The organism is Nitratireductor sp. (assembly GCF_017794765.1).
Lineage (GTDB): Bacteria > Pseudomonadota > Alphaproteobacteria > Rhizobiales > Rhizobiaceae > Nitratireductor.
Genome location: NZ_CP051236.1, coordinates 1329779 through 1351147, shown reverse-complemented (window position 1 = coordinate 1351147; position 21369 = coordinate 1329779). Strand labels below are relative to the sequence as shown.

Genomic DNA, 21369 nt, shown 5'->3' with positions numbered 1-21369 from the left:
CCCGGGGCGGCATTCTTTGAGCCGATGCAGCTTCTTCTCAGGAACATTACCCATCACTATGGCGGCAGGACCGTCCTCGACGACATCTCGCTTACGGTGGATGATGGAGAGATCGTCTGCATTGTCGGTCCCTCGGGCTGCGGCAAGTCCACGCTTCTGCGCATCGCCGGTGGACTGGAAAAGCCGGATGCGGGCGAAGCGCTTCTTTCCGGCCCGGAGCCGGAAGGCTCGCTCAATCCGCTGACCTACATCTTTCAGGATTTCGCCCTTCTTCCCTGGCGCAGCGTGGAAGGCAATGTCAGCCTCGTACTGGAAGATCATGGCATCGCCGCAGCCGAGCGGCAGGCCATAATCGCCGATGTGCTCGCGCGCACCAGTCTTTCCGACTTCGCAAAGGCGCTACCGCGCCAGCTTTCCGGCGGCATGAAGCAGCGGGTGGCGATTGCCCGGGCGCTCGCCGTCAAGCCGGCCATCATGCTGATGGACGAACCGCTTTCCGCGCTCGACAGCCAGACACGCGAACTCCTGATGGACGATCTCGTAGCGTTGTGGACCCGCGAGCGGTTTTCCGCCTGCTACGTGACGCACAACCTCAACGAGGCCGTGCGTCTGGGCCGCCGCATCATCGTTCTGTCTCGTCGGCCGGGGCGTATCCGCGACGTGGTCGAAATCGACATGCCGCTCGCTGAACGTGCCGACCGGCTGGCAGAGCTCGAAACCCTCCAGCGCCGCGTCTGGGAGATCATGCGCGAGGAAGCACGCGAAGCCGACCGGGAGATTTCCGATGTCGCATGATGCAACGCGCGACGTGCCTGCCAGCCATGCCGCAGCGCCTGAAACAGGTGGTCAGCGTCCGGTTCCATTCCGGGGCGGCGGTTTCGTTCATCGCTCGCTCGGCCCCGTCGCGCCAATTGTTTTCCTCGTCATTCTGGCGGTCTGGGAACTCGGCTCGCGTTCAGGCTTCATCAGCCCGATTGCGCTGCCGGCTCCATCCGAAGCGTTCGGTGCGCTGATCGATCTCTTCCAGACCGGCATGTTGTGGAAGCATCTGGGCGCGAGCCTTTACCGACTGATCGTCGGCTGGACGCTGGGCAGCCTGCTTGGCATTGCCGTCGGCCTTTTCATCGGCCTCTTTTCGCTTGCCCGCGCCGGGCTTCTGCCGCTGGTCTCCGCGCTTTTCCCGATTCCAAAGATTGCGCTTCTGCCGCTCTTCATCATCTGGTTCGGCATTGGCGAAGGTTCCAAGGTCGCGACCATCCTGTTCGGCACCTTCTTCCCCACCGTGATCGCCACCTATGGTGGGGTCGACAATGTGGACCGGACTCTCATCCGAATGGGCCAGTCCTTCGGCATGTCGTGGCTGTCCATCGTGCGCAAGATCATCGTGCCGGGCGCGATGCCCGCCATCCTGTCGGGCTTTCGCATCTCGGCTTCCATCGCCATTGTTCTGCTTGTGGCGGCGGAGATGATTGGCGCTGAATTCGGCGTCGGGGCCTATATCCTGATGGCCGGAGCGCTTTTTGCGCTCGATCAGCTCATTGCCGGCGTGGCACTTCTCTCCGTCATCGGCCTTATCATTGCGTGGCTGATCGGCAAGCTTGAAAAGCGCCTTCTTTCGTGGCGAACATGAGGGTTCGCGCGGGTTTTGAAAAAAGTCCCTGCAAATCGACCGAAGGGCGCTTGTCAGCGGAAAATCTCGTGCTATAACCCACGCGCTTCCGGCGGAGAACCAACCCCGCCACTGCTCGCAGAAATCTCTGCCCCGGCATCGTGAAGCAGGGTTTGCCCAGGTAGCTCAGTTGGTAGAGCAGCGGACTGAAAATCCGCGTGTCGGTGGTTCGATTCCGCCCCTGGGCACCACTTCTTCACAAATCAATCCGTTGACCGCCGCATTCTATTCCATACTGCATTCCTGAGACGACGAGATTTCAGAGCGGCGGGCTCTTGTCGTGCGCGTGTTTCCGTGCGCGTGTTTCAATGAATACGGTCCGTGCAGGCACAAACACCACTAACCGCATCATGATGTTGGATGGAGCTCAAATCTTGAAGATCGCGCCGGCATTCCGGAGTGCAAAGCGGATCATCCTGATGGCGTTGGGGTTCATGATGCTGGGCCTTGCTTTCGTCGGCGCGTTCGTACCGATCATGCCGACCACGATCTTCCTCATTCTTGCCGCATGGTTTTTTGCTCGCTCTTCACCGTCACTCGAACGCAGATTGCTTGAACACCCCAGGTTCGGACCTGTTCTGCGCGACTGGCGCGACCGGGGCGTTATCCCGCGACGCGCGAAAATCCTCGCTGCAGCCGGCATGGCCATCGGTCTTGGACTGTTCGTCCTTCTCTACAGCCCCAGCCCGCTGCTCGCGCTGGCACTTGCAGCGGCTATGGGGGCAGTGGCAGTCTGGATCGCTTCAAGACCCGAAGCCTGATCCGTTTTCTGATGCGGCACGCGATTTTACTGCGGTGCCGCCCACATTGTGCTCACCCTTTTTCCTCAGGGGACACTCCGCCGTTACCGCCTGCCCGGCGGTCCTTTGCCGGCGTGAAACTGACCACACGATCGTCGGTCGATGGCGCCCCAGTGGTACCGGCGGCAAAAACCAGTTTACCCGACGGTTTCACCCACAGAAGCACGATCGTGTCATCCGCTCGGCTTTTCAGATAGGCATCATAATCAAACTCGTCGGTCAGCTTCGTGGCCTGGAAGGTCCAGCCCTGCCAATGCCGCTCACGCAGGGTGCGGAAATCCACGCCCTCGTCTGTGAGCGGGCGGCCGCCAAGGGTGAAATTGAGCGACATCCGTTTCGACTGATCGGCCCCGCGCCCGAGCTGATAGACATGCGACCGGCCAAGTTCCGGTGCGAAATCCGTGCAGACGAGTGAATTGTAAGCATCGTTGTCGGTCACCGCGATCAGGGTGGAAAATCGTTTCGGATCAATACTGTGATGCGCTTCTTCCGACAGGATATCCCCGTAGAATACGGGGACCTCGGATAGGCGCGCCTCAGCAATATGGTTCCAGTTGGGATCAGCAATCATGACCGGCACGTCCATCTCGCGCAGCTTTCGCGCCAGATCAATGGCCCATCTCGGTCCGCCGGCGATGAGCAGACCGGGCTTTTCGGCGCTTTTCAGTTTCAGCAGCGAGGCCAACGGGCCGAGCGTGAAACCATGCAGCACGATTGTGGTGACAACCACGGCGAAGGTGAATGCCACCATGCGGTTCGCATCGGCAATGCCCGCATCTGCGAGTGCCCCGCCGAACAGGCCAGACACGGCGACAGCCACCACACCGCGCGGCGCAATCCAGCTTGAAAGCGTGCGCTCCGCAAGTGTCGCGCCGGACCCAGTCGTAGCGGTCATGATTGCCAGTGGGCGCACGACAAAGAGGAGCGACGCCACAAACATCGCTGCCCGCCAGTCGAGACTTTTGAAGTCATCGATCGTGAGCGAGGCGGTCAGAAGGATAAATATGCCCGAGACGAGGAAGACAGTGATGGTCTCCTTGAACCGCCGCATTTCGGCAAGGCTGGCAATGCGCGTGTTTGCGAGCACGATGCCCATGACCGTCACCGTCAGGAGGCCCGCCTCCTCAAGAACCAGATTGGTCAGCGCATAGGCCAACAGCACTGTGGCGAGCAGGATGGGCGCTTTCAGGAATTCCGGCACAACGCCGCGCACGAACGCCCAGTGAATGGCCCGCGCCGCCACATAGCCGCCGACAACCGCAACAGCAAATGCAGCCACCACCACATAGGCGAGGCTACCGCCCTGATGCTGCCCGATCAGAACCAGAATGACCTCAAAAGCAACAACCGCGAAAAGAGCTCCGATCGGGTCGTTGACGATAGCCTCCCACTTGAGCAGCGATGCCGGTCGCGCAGCAAGCTGCGCCTGGCGCAGGAGCGGTGTGATAACGGTCGGCCCCGTCACCACCAGGATGGCACCGAGCACCACAGCCGTCGGCCATGAGAGGCCACCAATATAGTGAGCGGAAAGCGCGGTCATCACCCAGACGAGCGGACCGCCGAAAATGATGATGCGCCGCACCGCCGTGGAGGTTTCGCTGATCTCCTTGAAATTCAGCGTGAGCCCGCCCTCGAATAGAATGATTGCGACGGCGAGCGAGACGAGCGGACGGTAAATCGTGCCGAAATCCTCCGCCGGATTCACAAATCCGGTGGCTGGACCAGCGAGAACACCGGCAAGCAGCAAAAGCACGATAGCGGGCAAACGTAGTCGCCAGGCGAGCCATTGCGCGCCCATGCCCATCACGCCGATTAGCGCGATTTTCAGTCCGATATCATGCATAGGAGATCCGTTTGTCTGAGAGGGGCAGGAACTGGAATGCCTCAGGCAGAATAGTCGCTCCCGCGCAAGCATCCAACACACCAAATGCACGGAAGAAAAAACATTCGGGCGTGCGGGCGAGAACACCGGCGAGCGCTCTGCACGGCCCTACATCCGCTGCCTCCACAAAGTCGCTTACTCATTCTCTCTAAAGGTCGTATTGACAGATCGGCTCCAGCAACGAAACTTCAACCATGATCAGCAGCGGGCCCGGCAACTGAAATGGCGTGGAGGGCGCCGACGGGTCATGGGGAGGAATACCATGAATGGACGGGGCGTGATTTTTCATGCAGACCGGGTGCTGGCCGCGGTGGATTCGGACCATGCAGCAAAATCTGCTCTGGTCGCCTCGTGGCAGCGCTCGTTTCGCCTACACCGGCTAGATCCGGCTCAAAGGCGCGGGCCAGAACGGATTTCGGATTTCGAACTTGCTGCGGCCCGCGCTCGATGCGAACCGTTGATCCGGTCCGCGCAGGCCTCATTGGATCAGCTCTTTCTCGCCGTGGGCAGTTCCGGCTATTGTGTGCTACTCGCCAACCAGAAAGGCATTCCCGTCGAGCGGCGCAGCGCGGCAGGCGATGATGACACGTTTCAGCGATGGGGGCTGTGGACAGGCAATGTCTGGAGCGAGCAGGTCGAGGGAACTAACGGCATCGGCACATGCCTGGCGGAACGCCGGGCGCTGACTATACACCTCGACCAGCATTTCCATTCGCGCAATACGCTCCTCTCCTGCACCACGGCGCCTGTCTACGATCATGAAGGACAACTTGCGGGTGCGCTTGATGTCTCTTCGTGCCGCGCTGACTTGACGGAAGGAGTTCTTCATCTGATCGCGACGGCCGTTGGAGACGCGGCACGCCGCATCGAGGCAGAAGCCTTTCGGCTGGCCTATCCGCAGGCACGGATCATGCTTTTGCCCGTAGCAGACACGACAGCGCTTATCGCGGTTGATCGCCACGATCTGGTTATCGGTGCGACGCGGACCGCCCGGGCCATGCTCGACCTGCCGCCCGGCCCCATCTCGAGACCAATTTTCGCACGCGACCTCTACGATGCCCCGGAGCGGCCTGCTGTTCCTGCCCTGGCGGACGCGGAGCGGAGTGCGTTGCAGCGAACGCTTCTCAGCACCGGAGGCAATGTTTCGGAAGCAGCACGTCAGCTCGGAATATCCCGTGCAACCATGCATCGCAAAATGGCACGGCTGGGAATAGGTCGTGGCAACTGACAATTTCAGACCCGACCTGTTTCAGATTTGAGACAGGTCGTAGCCACAGAAGCCACACCCCCACTGCCCCGCAGCGTGGTATCAATCTACCATCCCCGCAAAATGCATAAGAATGCGGTCTGAGATCGCAACGGCTTCCAGAGTTGGGCCGTACGACCTCAGATCACTTTGAACGTGTCTGAGCGATTTTCTCGAGCCAGACGCTACACCTTGCCTCTTCTCATATTTTTGGAAGGGGCTGCCCCGGCAGGCGGGAGGCTCAGCCGCCAGCTAAAAGCCCCCGCCTGCTCCTTTTGTTTCAGAAGCAGAGCAGATCGCAGGAAATCATGCCCGGCCGGGAACGCGCCGTCTCACTCACCCGCGTGAATGAATGCAGCCACGCGCAAGCGTGTGTGTGCCTCTCTGTGGTCCCTTTTGCGCACCCATGCCGGTAGTGCGGGTTTATTCGGCAGCTTCCGAATAAGAAGATGGGAGATAATTCAGCACCGGCCCAAGCCAGCGCTCCACCTCCGCGACCTCCATGCCCTTGCGGGCCGCATAGTCTTCCACCTGATCGCGCTCGACCTTGGCAACCCCGAAATAATAGCTTTCCGGATGCGAGAAATAGAGCCCCGAAACAGATGAACCCGGCCACATGGCCATGCTTTCGGTCAGCTTCACGCCCGCATTCTTCTCCGCATCGAGAAGCTTGAAGAGCGTCACCTTCTCCGTGTGATCCGGCTGCGCCGGATAGCCCGGTGCCGGGCGAATACCCGCATAGGGTTCGGCGATCAGGTCCTCGGGCGTGAAGGTTTCATCACCCGCATAAGCCCAGAACTCCTTGCGCACTTTCTCATGCATGCGTTCGGCAAAGGCTTCCGCGAACCGGTCGGCCAGAGCCTTTACGAGGATCGAGTTGTAGTCGTCATTCGCCCGCTCGAAACGCTCGGCAATCGCCACTTCCTCGATGCCCGCCGTCACCACAAAACCGCCGATCCAGTCAGACTTCCCGCTGTCTACCGGAGCGACGAAATCCGACAAGGCAACATTCGGCTTGTTGCCACGCTTGGTGAGCTGCTGGCGCAAGGTGAAGAAAGAAGCAAGCTCCTCTTCCCGCGTCTCGTCGGTGAAGAGGCGCACGTCATCGCCCACGGCATTGGCCGGCCAGAACCCGATCACGGCGCGCGGCACGAACCACTTTTCGTCGATGATCTTCTTCAGCATGGCCTGCGCGTCGGCGAAGAGCTGCCGCGCGGCCTCACCCTGCTTCTCGTCTTCGAGAATTTTCGGGTACCGTCCCTTCATCTCCCAGGTCTGGAAGAAGGGTGTCCAGTCGATATAGCGCGCAAGCTCTTCCAGATCCCAGTTTTCGAAAACCTTCGTGCCGGTGAAGCTCGGCTTCGGCGGCGTGTACGCCGCCCAGTCGATCCTGTGCGGATTGGCGCGGGCCTTGTCGATCGGCAGGCGCTGCTTGTCACGCTCGGAGCGTTCATGCGCTTCCGTCACCTTGCGATATTCCTCGCGCAGATTTGCAACAAAACCGTCGCGCGTCTCCGCCGAAAGCAGGTTTGAGACGACGCCCACCGCACGGCTCGCATCGTTTACATGAACCGCCTGCCCGCGCTCATAGCTCGGGTGGATCTTCACCGCCGTGTGCACCCGACTGGTCGTCGCGCCACCGATCAGAAGCGGGATATCGAACCCCTGGCGCTCCATTTCGGCCGCCACATGCACCATCTCGTCGAGCGACGGGGTGATGAGACCAGACAGACCGATGATGTCGACCTTCTCTTCGCGTGCGGTCTCCAGGATCTTTGCAGCCGGCACCATCACGCCCAGATCGATAATCTCGTAGTTGTTGCAGGCCAAAACGACGCCGACGATGTTCTTGCCGATGTCGTGCACATCGCCCTTCACCGTCGCCATCAGGATCCTGCCGGCGCTCTCGCGCTCGCCCCCGCCATTGGCCCGTTTCTCCTCTTCCATATAGGGAAGCAGAAGAGCGACGGCCTGTTTCATCACCCGCGCGGACTTCACAACCTGCGGCAGGAACATCTTGCCTGCGCCGAACAGGTCGCCGACCACGTTCATGCCCGCCATCAGCGGACCTTCGATCACATGGAGCGGGCGCTCTGCTTTCTGCCGCGCTTCTTCTGTGTCCGCGTCGATATACTCGGTGATGCCGTTTACCAGTGCATGTTCCAGCCGCTTATCAACCGGCAGCTCGCGCCAGGAAAGATCCTTTTCCTTCGCTTCGCGGCCTCCAGTGCCACGATAGCGTTCAGCGATATCGAGCATCCGCTCCGTCGCCGTGCCGCCCGCCTTCGGCTCGCGGTTGAGCACCACGTCCTCACAGGCCTCGCGCAGCTCTGGATCAATGGTGTCATAGACGGCAAGCTGGCCGGCATTGACGATGCCCATGTCCATGCCCGCCTGAATGGCGTGATAGAGGAAAACCGCGTGCATCGCTTCGCGTACGGGCTCATTGCCGCGGAACGAGAAGGAGAGGTTCGACACGCCGCCCGAGATATGGACATGCGGCAGGGTCTGAGTGATCTCCCGCGTTGCCTCGATGAAGTCGACGCCGTAATTGTCGTGCTCCTCGATGCCGGTGGCGACCGCGAACACGTTCGGATCGAAGATGATGTCTTCGGGGGCAACACCGGCCTTCTCAGTCAGGAGCTTGTAGGCGCGGGTGCAGATCTCCACCTTGCGGGCCCTGGTGTCGGCCTGGCCGGTTTCATCAAAAGCCATCACGACCATCGCCGCACCATACATGCGGCACAGATTGGCCTGATGCAGGAACGCCTCCTCACCTTCCTTGAGCGAGATGGAGTTGACCACGGCCTTGCCCTGCACGCATTTCAGACCAGCCTCGATCACCTCCCATTTGGAGGAGTCGATCATCACCGGAACACGCGCAATATCCGGCTCCGCCGCCACGAGGTTCAGGAACTCGACCATGGCCTTCGTGGAGTCGATCAGCCCCTCGTCCATGTTGACGTCGATAATCTGCGCGCCGCCTTCCACCTGGTTGCGCGCCACGTCGAGCGCGGTCGCGTAATCACCGGCAGTGATGAGCTTTCGGAATTTCGCCGAACCCGTGACATTGGTGCGCTCACCCACATTGACGAAGGGAATGTCGTCGGTGAGCGTGAAGGGCTCCAGCCCCGAAAGGCGCATCAAGGGTGCACGCTCGGGAATTTCGCGCGGCGGATGGTTCGCCACCGCGTCGCGGATCGCGGCAATGTGCTCGGGCGTCGAGCCGCAGCAGCCGCCAACCACATTGATCAGCCCTTCGCGCGCAAACTCCTCGACCTGCTCGGCCATCATCTCCGGGCTTTCGTCATACTGGCCGAAGGCGTTTGGGAGGCCAGCATTCGGATATGCGCAGATCAGCGTGTCGGCCACGCCCGAAAGCTCTGCCAGATGCGGGCGCATGGCAGCGGCCCCCAGCGCACAGTTCAGACCGATGGTAATCGGCTTGGCGTGGCGCACCGAATGCCAGAAGGCCGTCGGCGTCTGGCCGGAAAGCGTACGGCCCGAAAGATCGGTGATCGTGCCGGAGATCATCACCGGAAGGCGCACACCGCGCTCGGCAAAGATTTCCTCACAGGCAAAGATCGCCGCTTTTGCATTGAGCGTGTCGAAGATGGTCTCGATCAGCACGATGTCCGCGCCGCCATCGAGTAACCCGCGAAGCTGTTCGCCATAGGCGGTGCGCAGATCATCGAAGGTGACGGCGCGGTAGCCGGGATTGTTCACATCCGGCGAGATGGAAGCGGTGCGGTTGGTTGGTCCGAGTGCGCCTGCCACGAAGCGGCGCACACCGTCCTTCTCTTCGGCGCGCCTGGCTGCACGGCGGGCAAGGCGCGCACCGTCGCGGTTGAGCTCATAGACCATCTCCTCCATGCCGTAATCGGCCTGGGCAATGGTCGTTGAGGAGAATGTGTTGGTTTCAAGAATGTCCGCGCCCGCCATCGCATAGCGGAAGTGTTCTTCCTCGATCGCCTTTGGCTGCGTCAGGTTCAGCAGGTCGTTGTTGCCCTGCTGGTGGCAGGCGCAGCCGATGAAGCGGTCACCGCGGAAGTGGTCCTCGTCGAAGCCCAGCCCCTGGATCTGCGTGCCCATCGCACCGTCAAGGATGAGGATGCGCTCGCCCGCAGCCTTGTGCAGCGCGGCGAAGATTTCCGATCCATCCGGCTTTTCGCCAACGGGACCAAACAGTTCATCGATAGACGACATGGGCGACGCTTTTCATCCTTGATAGAATTACAGGGTGCATCACATAAAGATATCTTTATGTCAACATGCACACCCTGACCATATCACGGATCAGCCTTGCGTTCACGCAGCGTTTCACCCGGCGTCCGAGGGACTCAGCCTGCCCTCGCCACCGCCTCGAAACTCTCTTCCAGAACTCCCAGAAGGTGGTCCGCATTGGCTCTTGAGAAGATCATCGATGGGCGCATCTTCAGCACGTTGTCATAGGGGCCTTCCGTGCCCATCAACACGCCGCGCGCCCGCGCCTCGTTGCAGATGGCGCGTGCTGCTGCCGTGGCCGGCATCTTCGTCTCGCGGTCTTCGACAAGCTCGATGCCGAGGAACAGACCCATGCCGCGCACATCGCCGATCACGGGATAGCGATGCTGAAGCTCAATGAAGCCTGCCTTGAGATAGGCACCGATTTCCGCCGCATTCTGCCTGAGACCGTCGCGCTCAATCGTGTCGATCACTGCAAGACCCACCGCGCAGGAGACAGGATTGCCGCCGAACGTGTTGAAATACTCCATGCCATTGTGGAAGCTTTCGGCGATCTCGCGCCGCACCACCAGCGCACCCATCGGATGGCCGTTGCCGATGGGCTTGCCCACCGTGGCGATGTCGGGCACCACGCCCTGTGTTTCAAACGCCCACCAGTGGTTGCCGACGCGGCCAAAGCCCACCTGCACCTCGTCGGCGATGCAGATGCCGCCTGCGGCCCGCACCATGCGGTAGACTTCCTCCAGATAGCCTTCGGGCATGAATACCTGCCCGGCAACGCTGGGGATGGATTCAGCGATGAAGAAGCCCGGCGCCTCACCCTTCGCCGCCATGGCGTCGATCTGGCCGGCAACGCTTGCCGCGAAGCGCTTCGCCAGTTCCTCCTGTGGCCAGTCGGACGGTGCGCGGTAGGCATCCGGCAATTCGGCCACATGCACATGCGGCTTCGGTCCCTGCCCGCCCTTGCGGCGAAACTTGTAGGGACTGAGATCCACCAGTTCCTGCGTGGTGCCGTGATAGGACCAGTCGAGAACGATGGCGTTCTCCCGGCCCGTATGTGCCCGCATCATGCGCAGCGCCAGGCTGTTTGCCTCCGAACCCGAATTCACGAAGGCCGCGATGCCCAGTTCTTCCGGCATGGTCGCCGTCAGCCGCTCCGCATAGGCGACGATGTTGTCGTGCAGATAACGCGTGTTGGTGTTGAGCGTCGCCGCCTGCCGAGCCAGCGCCTCCACAACCGCCGGGTGACAGTGGCCGAGATGGCAGACATTGTTGAAGCAGTCGAGATAGGCGCGGCCCCGGTCGTCGATGAGCCAGACGCCCTCGCCCTTCACGAACTTGATCGGCTCCTCATAGGAAATCGACAGGTTTGGCAGGAGCAGAGACTGCCGTTTTTCCACGATCTCGGCCTTGGAAAGCCGGCCCGCATCAACCGCCACGAGCCCGGCAAAATCGCTGGCGTCGGGGAAAAGCTCGCCCCATGTTTCCAGATAGCGCGTCTCGCCGACGCCCAGAATGTCGTCGGCGCTCATCGTCGTGTCGCAGGCAATCTGCAGATGCAGATGCGGCATCCAGCCGCCATTCTCCTTCGGCCCGCCCATATGCGCCAGGAACGCGCCGGCCTCGACCCGGTCGCCCACCTTCAGCCGGTCCACCACCTCATGGGCAAGGTGCCCCCACAGCGACAGGAAGGGCGGACCATTCTCCGGCGCATGCTCCAGAACCATCACCGCGCCATAGCCAAGCCGCGCCGGCTCTATGCTCACCTCGCGCACGGTTGCCTCAAGCGGCACATAAAGGGCGGTGCCAGCCGGCAGGAAGAGGTCGAGCCCCAGATGGCGCGTGCGGCGGGTGCCGCTGATCAGTCGGGATTCGAAAATCTCGCTCGTATAGACCCCGCGATCTTCGCCCCACGGGCCGATGCCCAGAATGCGTCTCGCATCGCCCACCGCCTCTTCCCAGAGCGCCTGCGCCTCGTCTGGCCGCTCCTCGGCGGAGGCGATGGCGATTGGATCGTTCCGGTCGCCAAGCGGCACATGGGCAGTCGGATAGCTCGCAGCCGGTCGCGAAAGCACCGGCGCAAAACGGCGACGGTTTTTCGCAAGCCAGCTTGTCACCGCCCGCGCACCCGGCATGGCCTCAAAGCCGCAGGCATTTCGGAGGATGGCCGTCGCAAAGCGCGGGTCCATCGCCCCCAGCCGGCGCAGAAGATCCCAGGCCGGCTTCTCGCTGACAGCAAGATAGGGATTGTCGGCCACTTCCGACTGGCGGCTCGCCGAGATCGTCACCGAAGTCACAAGCCGCATGGCAACGAGATCGAACAGGAGGTCGATTTCGTCTTCCAGCAGCGGATATTGCGCATGGAAACCCGCCGCCAGCGCGCCGATGGCGCCCAGCGGATCGTCGCAGTCGAGCGCGCCATAGGCGCCGGCAATCGCCACCTCGCAGATCAGCACGCTGTAAAGCGCATCGCCGAAATCGATCAGGCCGCAGATCTTCGTGTGATCCTCCGGGTCGACCAGCACGTTCCAGTCATTGGCGTCATTGTGGATCACCCCGCCGCGCAGGCGCGAAAGCCGAGGCAGCACATCGGTCTCAAACCGCGCGATGAAACGCTCCGCAAGCGCCCGATCGTCCGCATCGCGGATATGGTCAAGCCGCGCGCGGCTGTTGCCGGCAAGGCGCAGATCCCAGTCGAGCGCCCGCACAGCGCCGGGGTGCATGAAGCCGGAAAGCGCGTTGTTGAACCGGCCAAGCAGTTCGCCGAGGCTTTCCATGGCCGCTTCGCTGCGCGGCACTTCGGCAAGCGGCGTGCCCTCGATCCAGCTCACGAGCCGCAGCCGGTGCGTCGCACCGGCTGCGGCTTCGACATACCCCAGAGCATCGCCCTTCAGCGTCGGAAGAAGCTGCGGCACCGGCAGGTCAGGCGCAGCGGATTGAATGTGCTTTAGAAGCGCTGTCTGGAAATCGCTCTCCTCGACCGGCTCCGCCGCATTGACGATCTTGAAGATGAACGCGCCTTCCGGCGTTTTCACCTTGAAATTCTGGTCCCGTTCGCTCGCCAAAGCCGAGAACGCGCCATCAATGCCATAGACATCTTTGAGGAGCCCTGCCGCCTCTTCCACAGAAAAGCGCGGAACCGTATCGAGAATTGCGGTCATGCATAACCCTCCCGCGTGCCGTTTCCGGCCGTGTCATTCATGAAGCGATCTAGACCACTTCCGGGGTCGTTGGGAACTCCTGATCTAGGATAGCTCCGCGATCAGCTCTTCCGTCGTCACCTGCCGACAATAGCCCTTGATGGTGCGCAGCGAGTTGTCGTGACGCTCCTGGCTGTAGGTGAGGCAGGCATCCGTCACCTGCGTCACCAGATAGCCCAGATCGCAGGCATCGCGAATGGCGCTCTCCACGCATTGATCGGTGATCAGCCCGCAGATGATGAGCTGCTTCACACCAAGGTTTCGAAGAATGTAGTCGATATGGGTGGAGACGAAGACGGACGAAGAGGATTTCGGCAACACGATCTCGTCTTCGCCCGGCGCAATCTCGTCGATCACCTTGCCGTCCCAGGAGCCCTTCGGCACATTGAAACCGGTGATCTTGTAATCGAGGCTGCGGTCGCGCCCATCGAGCGTCAGGCTTTCGATTGTGGTGTACATCACCTCCACGCCTGCCTTGCGGCATGCCGCTTGCAGCTTCTGCATGCGCGGGATCACCTCACCCTCAAGCCGGTCGAAATACCAGCCATATTTCTCGCTCAGCGTCTTTTCGTCGAGATCGACAAACTCCGCGCCCTTCTTCTTGGCGCTGAAATTCTGCACATCCACATAAAGGATCGCGGCCTGAGCAGGCTCGATGGGAACGTTGCGCGTGAGTTCCATGTCTATAACTCCGTTACGAAGCGATGCACGACGGCGGCCATGAGCTTTGCCCATTCTGCCTGTCCGGCGGCATCTGCAATGAGGTCGTTGCGAATTTCAATGAGGCTGTGCGGCAGGCCGCTTTCTTCCCCATGGCGCGGCACAAACCAGTCCGACTCATCGTCTATCTGGTAGGGCTCGTTCATGCCAATGGTCAGGTTCGGCGCATTCTCCAGCACGAGTTGCCGCAGGCGCTCGGATGTCGCGGTGTCCTTGCGGTAAAGGAAACTGATTTCCCAGGGCCGGTTCACCCCATCGCGAAGCTGCGGGTTGAAACTGTGGATCGAAAGGATCGCCCGGCAATGCGGCTGGCTGCGGAGTTCTTTCACGGCAGCGTTGAAAGGGTCGAAAATCTCCCGCCTGCGCATCGCGCGCTCTTCTTGCGTCACGCCCCGGTTTCCCGGCACCGGCACGCCATCGCTCACCTCCGGCATCGCGTCCGGGGCTTGCGGCGGGCGGTTGCAGTCAATTACCAGCCGGCTGTAGCTTTGCAGCACGGCAGTTGCGCCAATCCTGTCGGCGAGCAGCCGGGTAACCTCGGCTGCACCGATATCCCAGCCGATATGCGCATTAAGCGCGTCAGCCTGCATTCCCAGACCTTGCAATGCCTGCGGGACGATCTGGCCCGCATGTTCGCAGACCAGCAGAACCGGAAAACGGCTCTCGCCATGCATGATGGTGACTGGATCCGGGTCGAGCGGCGACAGGAGTCGCGCGCTCTCCCCGACAGATGTTTGAAGGCTCATACTTTCTCCGCCTTGAGGGCTGGCGACGGGATAAGGCCGTTCGGGCGGAAGATCAGCACGAGAACGACCAGGCAAAGGGCGATGGGATCGCGGAACTCCTGCATGCCGGACGGCAGGTAGGCGGCCAGATAGATTTCAATGAAACCAAGCAGGAAGCCGCCGGCCACGGCGCCGCGCAGCGATCCGAGACCACCCAGAATCGCGGCGATGAAAGCTTTGAGAACCGGTGTGAATCCCATCAGCGGATCGACCGAGGCGCGCTGGCTGACCCAGAGCACGGCAGCAACGCCGGCCAGAAAGCCCGACAGCGCGAACGCACCGGCAATCACCGTGTTGGCGCGTATACCCATGAGGCGCGCAACCGAAAAATCTTCCGCTGCCGCCCGCATGGCGATGCCGATGCGATGATGCTTCATGAAGCGATCGAGGAAGATCAGCATCACGATTGTGGTGACGATGGCAGCAATCTTGTTGACGCCGATCACCAGCCCACCGAAGCGCACGCTTTCCGACAGGATTTCCGGCACCAGAACGGCCTGCGAGCGCGCGGAAATGAAGTTCTGAAACAGAACCTGCAAGATCATCGAGACCGCGAAACTCGTCACCAGCATGGTCGCACCGGACGCGTTTCTGACAGGCCTGAAGGCAATACGTTCCATCACAATTGCCGCCAGAACCGCAGCCGCAATCGCCAAAAGAATGGAGAACGCAAATGGGACGCCCGCCAGCCCGCAGGCCATCAGAATGTAGCCGGCAATCGTCATCAACTCGCCATGGGCGAAGTTGATCAGCCCCATGGTGGAAAAGACCATGGCAAGGCCCAGCGCAAGCAGCGCATAAGTGCCGCCCAATGCGAAGGCATTGACGGTTTGCTGTAGAAACAGATCCATTAATCGGCCCCCAGATAGGCAGCTTGCAGCGTGTCGGAGTTGCGCAGTTCGGCCGCCGTACCGGAAGCCGCGATGCGGCCGCTGGCCATCACGTATCCGCGATCCGCGATTTCGAGCGCCATCGATACATTCTGCTCGACGACCATTAGCGTGACGCCCTGCTTGCGCAGAACGCTGATCAGCTCGAAAACCTGCTCGACGATTTTCGGCGCGAGCCCCAGCGACGGTTCGTCAAGTAGGAGAAGACGCGGATTGCTCATCAATGCGCGGCCAACGGCCAGCATCTGTTGCTGGCCGCCCGAAAGCGTTCCAGCAAACTGCTCACGGCGTTCCCGCAGGATCGGAAAAAGGTCGAAGACCCGTTCCCAGGCTGTCTTGATCTCGCCCTTGTCCCGCATGGAATAAGCGCCCATGAGCAGGTTTTCCTGCACGCTGAGCGTTCCAAAGACCCGCCGCCCTTCGGGCGACAACGTCATGCCAAGGGAGGCGAAACGTTCCGGCGCGCTGCCGGTCACGTCCTGCCCCTTGAAGGTGATTTTTCCGGCGCTGGCCGGTGCCAGACCGACCAGCGCATTGAGCGTCGAGGACTTGCCCGCGCCATTGGCGCCCAGAAGCGCGATGATTTCGCCTTCACGCACCTCCAGATCGATACCGCGCACCGCATTGACGGCACCGTATTGAACCTGAAGCGACTGGACTGTCAGTAGCGCAGACACGTGTCCTACCTCACTGAACGCGGGGTTCGGGGATGAGCGAGGCGTCCGGCGTCGGCTGGCCGATCAGCTCACGTCCGCCATCCTTCACGCGGATCAGGCTCACCTCGCGCAGCGGCATGCCATCCGTACCCTTGTAGGTGATCATGCTCGTTGCGCCCTGCACGTTCTCCAGATTGGCGATCGCGTCGCGCAGCGTCTGTGCGTCGGTGGAACCGTCTGCCGCGATCACCGCTGCCTCGATGACTTTGATGAGGTCGTAGCCAACCGCGTTGAACACGGTTTCCGGTGCCTTGCCGTTCACCTCTTCGAATGTCTTGTTGAAGGCTTCAAGCGGGCTGCCCTCGGTCGGATGACCTGCCGTGGTGAAGACGAGACCTTCGGCCACCGCACCCAGCGAGAAGGTGGTCGGGCTGTCGATGCCGTCGGAACCGATGATCTGGCTTTCCACACCGGCTGCGCGCAGCGCCTTCAGCATGGAGGGGAAATCCGGCTCATAGGTCGAGGTCATGATCACGTCGGGCTGCGGGTCGAGCGCAGCGATGCGGGTCGCGATGGCCGAGAAATCCTGCTGGCCGATCGTGTGCGTGTCCTCGCCCAGCATCTTGCCGCCAAGCTTCTCGAACACTTCGGCGAAGTAGAGCGGCATGGTCGTGTATTGCGTGTCGGGCGAATAGATGATGTAGGCGCTGCGGTGGCCCTCGTCATAGGCCCATTTGGCCGAAACCGTTGCCTGCACATTGTCGCCGGGGAAGTTGGCGAACATGTAGTCGCCGCCGATCTGCGGCAGGGTGGGTGAGGAGGCGCAGGTGGAAATGGCCGGGATCTGCGCTTCGGTTACAACGCCAATGGCGGCAAGCGCCGGATCGGCATCGCAAGGCAGCACGATCACGGAAACGCCCTCATCCACCAGTTCCTGGGTGGCAATGGAGGTCTGCGCCGCGTCGGAACGCACATCCTTTTCCAGAAGCTCGATCTTGATCTTGCCGTCGATGCCGCCGGCTTCGTTGATCTCGTCGACGGCGATGTGGATGCCATCGATCACGGGCGTATCAAAGGGTGCGAGTGCGCCGGTCTGTGCGGTTGCGACACCGACGCGCAGCGTTTCTGCCGCAGCCGGAAACGCCATCGCACTGGCGAGAAGTGTGGATATGAGCAGTTTGTTCATGTCAGTTCCCTCTTTCTTGTTTGTTCGTTTGTCAGGCGGCCTTGCCCGGCCCGAGATATGCCTCGATGACCGCCGGGTTCTCCCGAATGGCAGCCGGGGCGCCATCCGCAATGAGCTTTCCTTCGTTGAGCACGACAATGCGGTCGCACAGTTCGTTGATCAGCTTCAGATCGTGGTCGACAAGCACGACGCCCAGTCCCAGATCGGCCGATAGCACCTTCAGCCGTTCGATCAGATCGTCGGTCTCTTCGCGGTTCATGCCGGCAGCCGGTTCATCGAGCAGAAGCAGCGTCGGTTCGCAGGCAAGTGCGCGCGCAATCTCCACCCGGCGCTGCTCACCATAGGAGAGTGTTCCAGCATCCTCGCCGGCGCGTTCCTCGATGCCGAGGCGCGCGAGTGCGGCACCGGCCCGCTCCTCCGCATTCTTTCCGCCATGGGTGGAAAGGGCCGCCGCCAGAACGTTCTGATAGACGGTCAGCGTCGGGAATAGGCGAATGTTCTGGAATGTGCGGGCAATGCCGGCGTCGGCAATCTTCTCCGATGCCACGCCGGTGAGCGATTTCGAACCCAGCACCACATCGCCTTCGGTCGGCTTCAGTACGCCGGAGATGATGTTCAGAAGCGTCGTCTTGCCAGAGCCGTTGGGGCCGATGAGGCCCAGAATTTCGCCCGGATTGACGGAGATGCTCACATCGTCCACCGCTCGCAGACCGCCAAACTGCATCGAAACATGCTCGACCTTCAGAAGGTCGTCGCTCGTGCGTTTGCCGAGCGCTTCGGCCCGACCTCGCTTCGGCCTGAACGGGAAAGCGCGCTCTTCCCATTCCTTGAGCCCCATCACGCCTTCCGACATGCGGAACATGGCAAACAGGATGAGCAGGCCAATACCGATCTGTGTCGTGCCGAACACGGCAGGCAGCTCGAAACCGCCAATGGAAAGACCGCTTTCAAAGCGGCGCAGGATTTCGGTGATAACCGTGATCAGGATCGTGCCAGAGATGGCGCCCGTCACGGTGGTCATACCACCGACGATCAGCATCGCCAGAAGCAGGAACGTGTCGTGGAAATAGAACTTTTTGGGACTGAAAGCGCCCAGAAAATGGGCGATCAGCGCGCCCGAGAGCGCCATGATGGCGGCACTCAGAACCCATGACACGAGGCGTTCGCGCTGCACATTGATGCCCACGGCCTTGGCCGCGATGGCGTTCTCACGGCCCGCCCTCAAGCGTAGACCCGAAAGGGAATCGCGATACCAGCGCGCCGCGATCAGCGCGATCACGCAGGCCACCGCGGCGATGATCAGCGTCGTGTCGCGCGGAACGCCGAAAAAGGACTGCGCGCCGCGCGTCACGTCGCGCCAGCCGATGATCACGCCATGCACGATCACCAGAAGGCCGAGCGTCGCAATCGACGCCGCCGACCCTTCCAGCCTGCCGATGGCAATGCCGATCAGAAGCGCAATCACCGCCGTCACCAGAACCGCGACGACAATGGCGGGAATGAGCGAGAGCTCAGTGGCCGCAAGCCAGTCCGGCAGCCCCCGCAGCGTCGCCATCTTCAATCCCGCCGGCAGTGTCAGAAGGCCCGACACATAGGCGCCGATGCCCATGAAGGCCACATGACCGAAACTCAGGATACCGCTATTGCCGCTATAGACGCCGATGCCTGTCACCGCGATCAGCGAAATGAAGAAAACCGTCAGCACGCGCTCGGCGGCAGCGCCGAAGAGACCGGCAACGACAACCCCCGCCACCGCCAGAACGATAATGGCGAGAGCGGCGGCAATGAAATGCTGGCGCGATGACGTGAACATGAATTCCCCTTTTGCTCCCCTCCTCTAGCTTTGATATTATTTTTTCATAGTCAACCAGAAATTTTCATATTGACTTATGATTTTCAAAATCGTCTGTTTCGTTGGGAGGGGATTTCGATGCAAGTCAGACAAAGGCTGGAGAACCTGTCGAGCGAGCTCACGGCGACCGAAAGGAAGCTGTGCACCGCGCTGTTGCTTGACTATCCCTATGCGGGCCTGGACACGATCCAGGATCTCGCGAACAAGACCGGCACCTCGCCGCCCTCGATCTCGCGTTTCGTCACCAAGCTCGGCTTTCAGGGCTATCAGGATTTCCAGCGTCATCTGATCGACGAGATACGGCAGGCGAACCGCTCTCCGCTCGATCTCCATGTGGGCGACCGCCCCATTCAGGGAGACTTTCTCGAAGACTTCGTCTCCCGCGCCGTCAACCTTATCTCGGCATCGGCATCCGCAATCACCAGCGCGCAGTTCGAGCGCGTCTGCGATCTTCTTGGCGATGAAAAGCGCAACATCTATCTGATCGGCGGGCGCATCAGCGATGCCATCGCGCTCTACGTCTCGCGCCATCTGCGCCAGGTGCGCAGCGGTGTCTTCCACCTGCCGGCGGACCCGGAAATCTGGCCGGAATACATGCTGCGCATGCGTTCGAAAGACGTGCTGTTCATGGTGGATTATCGCCGTTACCAGCGCAATCTGGCCGAGCTTGCCCGGCGCGCCAAGGCGCAGAGCGGCGTCCAGATCGTTGTCCTGACCGACAAGTGGATGTCGCCCGCCGCCAATCACGCCAATGAGGTCTTCGCCACCCCCATCGAAAGCGGCACCGTCTGGGACAGCTATTCCGGCGCCATGGTGCTGATGGAGGCGATGCTGACCCGCATTGCCGAAACGAACTGGGACAAAACCCGCAAACGCATCGAAGCCTGGGACTCGCTCCGCTTCGATCATGGAGCACGCGACGATGATCAGTAATCCCTTGATGTTTGCCGCCACTTCGGACTTTTCCGGCGTGACGCGCGGCAAGGCCTTTCCATTGAAGGAATTGGAAAAGCGCTTCCGCCAGGGCGTCGGCTGGACGCCCACCAATGTACAGATCACCTGCTTCGACACAATTGCCGAGAGCCCCTTCGGCTCCTTTGGCGATCTGATCCTCGTGCCGGATGCCGACACGGCCGTCACGCTCGATCTCGAAGATGGGGGCCCCGTCGAGCGCTTCGTGCTCGGCGACATCCTCCATCTTGAGGGCGATCCATGGAGCTGCTGCACACGCTCCATTCTGAAAACCGCGCTGAAGCGGCTCGAAGATGTCTCCGGCCTGCGTCTTGTCGCGGCCTTCGAGCACGAATTTCAGTCCCGCAATCCATCACAGGGCCCTGGCGAAGCCTTCGGTCTGGCCAGCTTCGGCAAGCACCGCGCGTTCGGCGAAACGGTCATGGCCGCGCTGGAAGTGGCCGGTGTAAAGCCGGACACCTTCCTGAAAGAATATGGCGCCGACCAGTTCGAGGTCACCAACGGGCCCGATCTCGGCGTTACCGCCGCGGACACCGCCGTCAAGGTGCGTGCGGTCACAAAGCTTGTCGGCGAGCGCATGGGCGAGCCTGTAACCTTCGTGCCCATCCGCGATCCCGCCGGCGTCGGCAATGGCGTCCATGTGCATATGAGCTTCGTCGATGAAAACGGCGCACCCGCCACCTACGACCCGGACGTACCGTGGGGCATGGCTGAAAAAACCGGCTCCTTCATCGCTGGCATCCTAAAATATATGGACAGCATTGTCGCGCTGACCGCACCTTCGGCCATTTCGTACACACGCCTCACGCCGCACCGCTGGAGCGCAGCCTTCAACAATCTGGGCTATCACGACCGCGAGGCCGCCGTGCGCATCTGCCCGGTGACGAGCGCCAGTGCGGAAAGTGCCGCAAAACAGTATAATTTCGAGTATCGGGCAGCCGATGCAACAGCCTCCCCCTATCTGGTTCTCGCAGCGCTTGCCCACGCCGGTGCACAGGGCATTGAAGAAGGCCTTGCCGCACCGCAGGTCACGGAAGAAGACCTCTCCGAACTGCCGGCAGCAACGCTTGCCGAGCGCGGCTTGGTACGTCTGCCGCAGTCGCTCGGTGAAGCGCTGGATCGCCTCGAACGAAACCCGCGCGTGGCCGAGTGGATTGGCGCGGAAGCGCTCGACGTCTACCTCAAGCACAAGCGCGGCGAGCTTGCACAAACCGCCGATCTCTCCGAGGCGGAACGCTGCGCGCGCTACGAAGCCGTCTACTGATCAGCCGCCCAGGGGGGAGAACC

General features: G+C 61.3%; 15 protein-coding genes and 1 tRNA gene. 7 read left to right on the top strand and 9 right to left on the bottom strand.

Going from position 1 to position 21369, the window contains the following annotated elements; all coding sequences use genetic code 11:
- Nucleotides 1–24 precede the first annotated feature (24 nt).
- The 4 genes from HF949_RS06415 (at nucleotide 25) to HF949_RS06400 (ending at nucleotide 2430) form a co-directional block, all read left to right on the top strand.
- Nucleotides 25–795, top strand: a complete 771-nt coding sequence (locus HF949_RS06415; RefSeq protein WP_292899157.1) for an ABC transporter ATP-binding protein — start codon at nucleotides 25–27, stop codon at nucleotides 793–795.
- Complete coding sequence (locus HF949_RS06410) at nucleotides 785–1630, top strand: ABC transporter permease (RefSeq protein ID WP_292899156.1); 846 nt, start codon at nucleotides 785–787, stop codon at nucleotides 1628–1630. Before HF949_RS06415 ends, HF949_RS06410 begins: the two co-directional genes overlap by 11 nt.
- A 154-nt stretch (nucleotides 1631–1784) precedes the next feature.
- Nucleotides 1785–1860, top strand: a tRNA-Phe gene (locus HF949_RS06405).
- 228 nt (nucleotides 1861–2088) lie between these two features.
- Nucleotides 2089–2430, top strand: coding sequence for a YbaN family protein (locus HF949_RS06400; protein ID WP_366931309.1), 342 nt, complete (start codon nucleotides 2089–2091; stop codon nucleotides 2428–2430).
- A 52-nt stretch (nucleotides 2431–2482) separates the two neighbouring features.
- On the opposite strand, the gene HF949_RS06395 is transcribed toward HF949_RS06400, so the two are convergent.
- Nucleotides 2483–4312: a cation:proton antiporter gene (locus HF949_RS06395; RefSeq protein ID WP_292899154.1), complete on the bottom strand. Its 1830-nt coding sequence runs from the start codon at nucleotides 4310–4312 to the stop codon at nucleotides 2483–2485.
- A 301-nt stretch (nucleotides 4313–4613) separates the two neighbouring features.
- Between HF949_RS06395 and HF949_RS06390 the strand changes: the two genes are divergently transcribed.
- On the top strand, nucleotides 4614–5579 hold the full coding sequence (locus HF949_RS06390; protein WP_292899152.1) for a helix-turn-helix domain-containing protein: 966 nt from the start codon (nucleotides 4614–4616) through the stop codon (nucleotides 5577–5579).
- A 441-nt stretch (nucleotides 5580–6020) separates the two neighbouring features.
- On the opposite strand, the gene metH is transcribed toward HF949_RS06390, so the two are convergent.
- From metH to HF949_RS06350, 8 genes are all read right to left on the bottom strand, one after another.
- Nucleotides 6021–9803, bottom strand: coding sequence for a methionine synthase (metH, locus tag HF949_RS06385; RefSeq protein ID WP_292899150.1), 3783 nt, complete (start codon nucleotides 9801–9803; stop codon nucleotides 6021–6023).
- Nucleotides 9804–9937: 134 nt separating this feature from the next.
- Nucleotides 9938–12982: an aminotransferase class III-fold pyridoxal phosphate-dependent enzyme gene (locus HF949_RS06380; protein ID WP_292899148.1), complete on the bottom strand. Its 3045-nt coding sequence runs from the start codon at nucleotides 12980–12982 to the stop codon at nucleotides 9938–9940.
- A gap of 84 nt (nucleotides 12983–13066) precedes the next feature.
- Nucleotides 13067–13702, bottom strand: coding sequence for an isochorismatase family cysteine hydrolase (locus HF949_RS06375; protein ID WP_292899146.1), 636 nt, complete (start codon nucleotides 13700–13702; stop codon nucleotides 13067–13069).
- A 2-nt stretch (nucleotides 13703–13704) separates the two neighbouring features.
- Entirely contained in the window at nucleotides 13705–14487 is a 783-nt protein-coding gene (locus tag HF949_RS06370; RefSeq protein ID WP_292899145.1) for an N-formylglutamate amidohydrolase, read from the bottom strand.
- Nucleotides 14484–15377 (bottom strand): branched-chain amino acid ABC transporter permease, encoded by an 894-nt coding sequence (locus tag HF949_RS06365; RefSeq protein ID WP_007006903.1) that lies wholly within the window; start codon nucleotides 15375–15377, stop codon nucleotides 14484–14486. The genes HF949_RS06370 and HF949_RS06365 overlap by 4 nt, the downstream gene beginning before the upstream one ends.
- Complete coding sequence (locus HF949_RS06360; RefSeq protein WP_292899143.1) at nucleotides 15377–16093, bottom strand: ABC transporter ATP-binding protein; 717 nt, start codon at nucleotides 16091–16093, stop codon at nucleotides 15377–15379. Before HF949_RS06360 ends, HF949_RS06365 begins: the two co-directional genes overlap by 1 nt.
- Nucleotides 16094–16103: 10 nt before the next feature.
- On the bottom strand, nucleotides 16104–17258 hold the full coding sequence (locus tag HF949_RS06355) for an ABC transporter substrate-binding protein (RefSeq protein WP_292899142.1): 1155 nt from the start codon (nucleotides 17256–17258) through the stop codon (nucleotides 16104–16106).
- Between the two features lie 31 nt (nucleotides 17259–17289).
- A complete protein-coding gene (locus tag HF949_RS06350; RefSeq protein ID WP_292899141.1) occupies nucleotides 17290–19071 on the bottom strand; it encodes a branched-chain amino acid ABC transporter ATP-binding protein/permease in 1782 nt (593 codons plus the stop codon).
- 117 nt (nucleotides 19072–19188) lie between these two features.
- Between HF949_RS06350 and HF949_RS06345 the strand changes: the two genes are divergently transcribed.
- Together HF949_RS06345 and HF949_RS06340 are read left to right on the top strand one after the other, a co-directional pair.
- Entirely contained in the window at nucleotides 19189–20043 is an 855-nt protein-coding gene (locus HF949_RS06345) for a MurR/RpiR family transcriptional regulator (RefSeq protein ID WP_292899140.1), read from the top strand.
- Nucleotides 20033–21346, top strand: a complete 1314-nt coding sequence (locus HF949_RS06340; protein ID WP_292899138.1) for a glutamine synthetase family protein — start codon at nucleotides 20033–20035, stop codon at nucleotides 21344–21346. Before HF949_RS06345 ends, HF949_RS06340 begins: the two co-directional genes overlap by 11 nt.
- The last annotated feature ends 23 nt before the right edge of the window (nucleotides 21347–21369 follow it).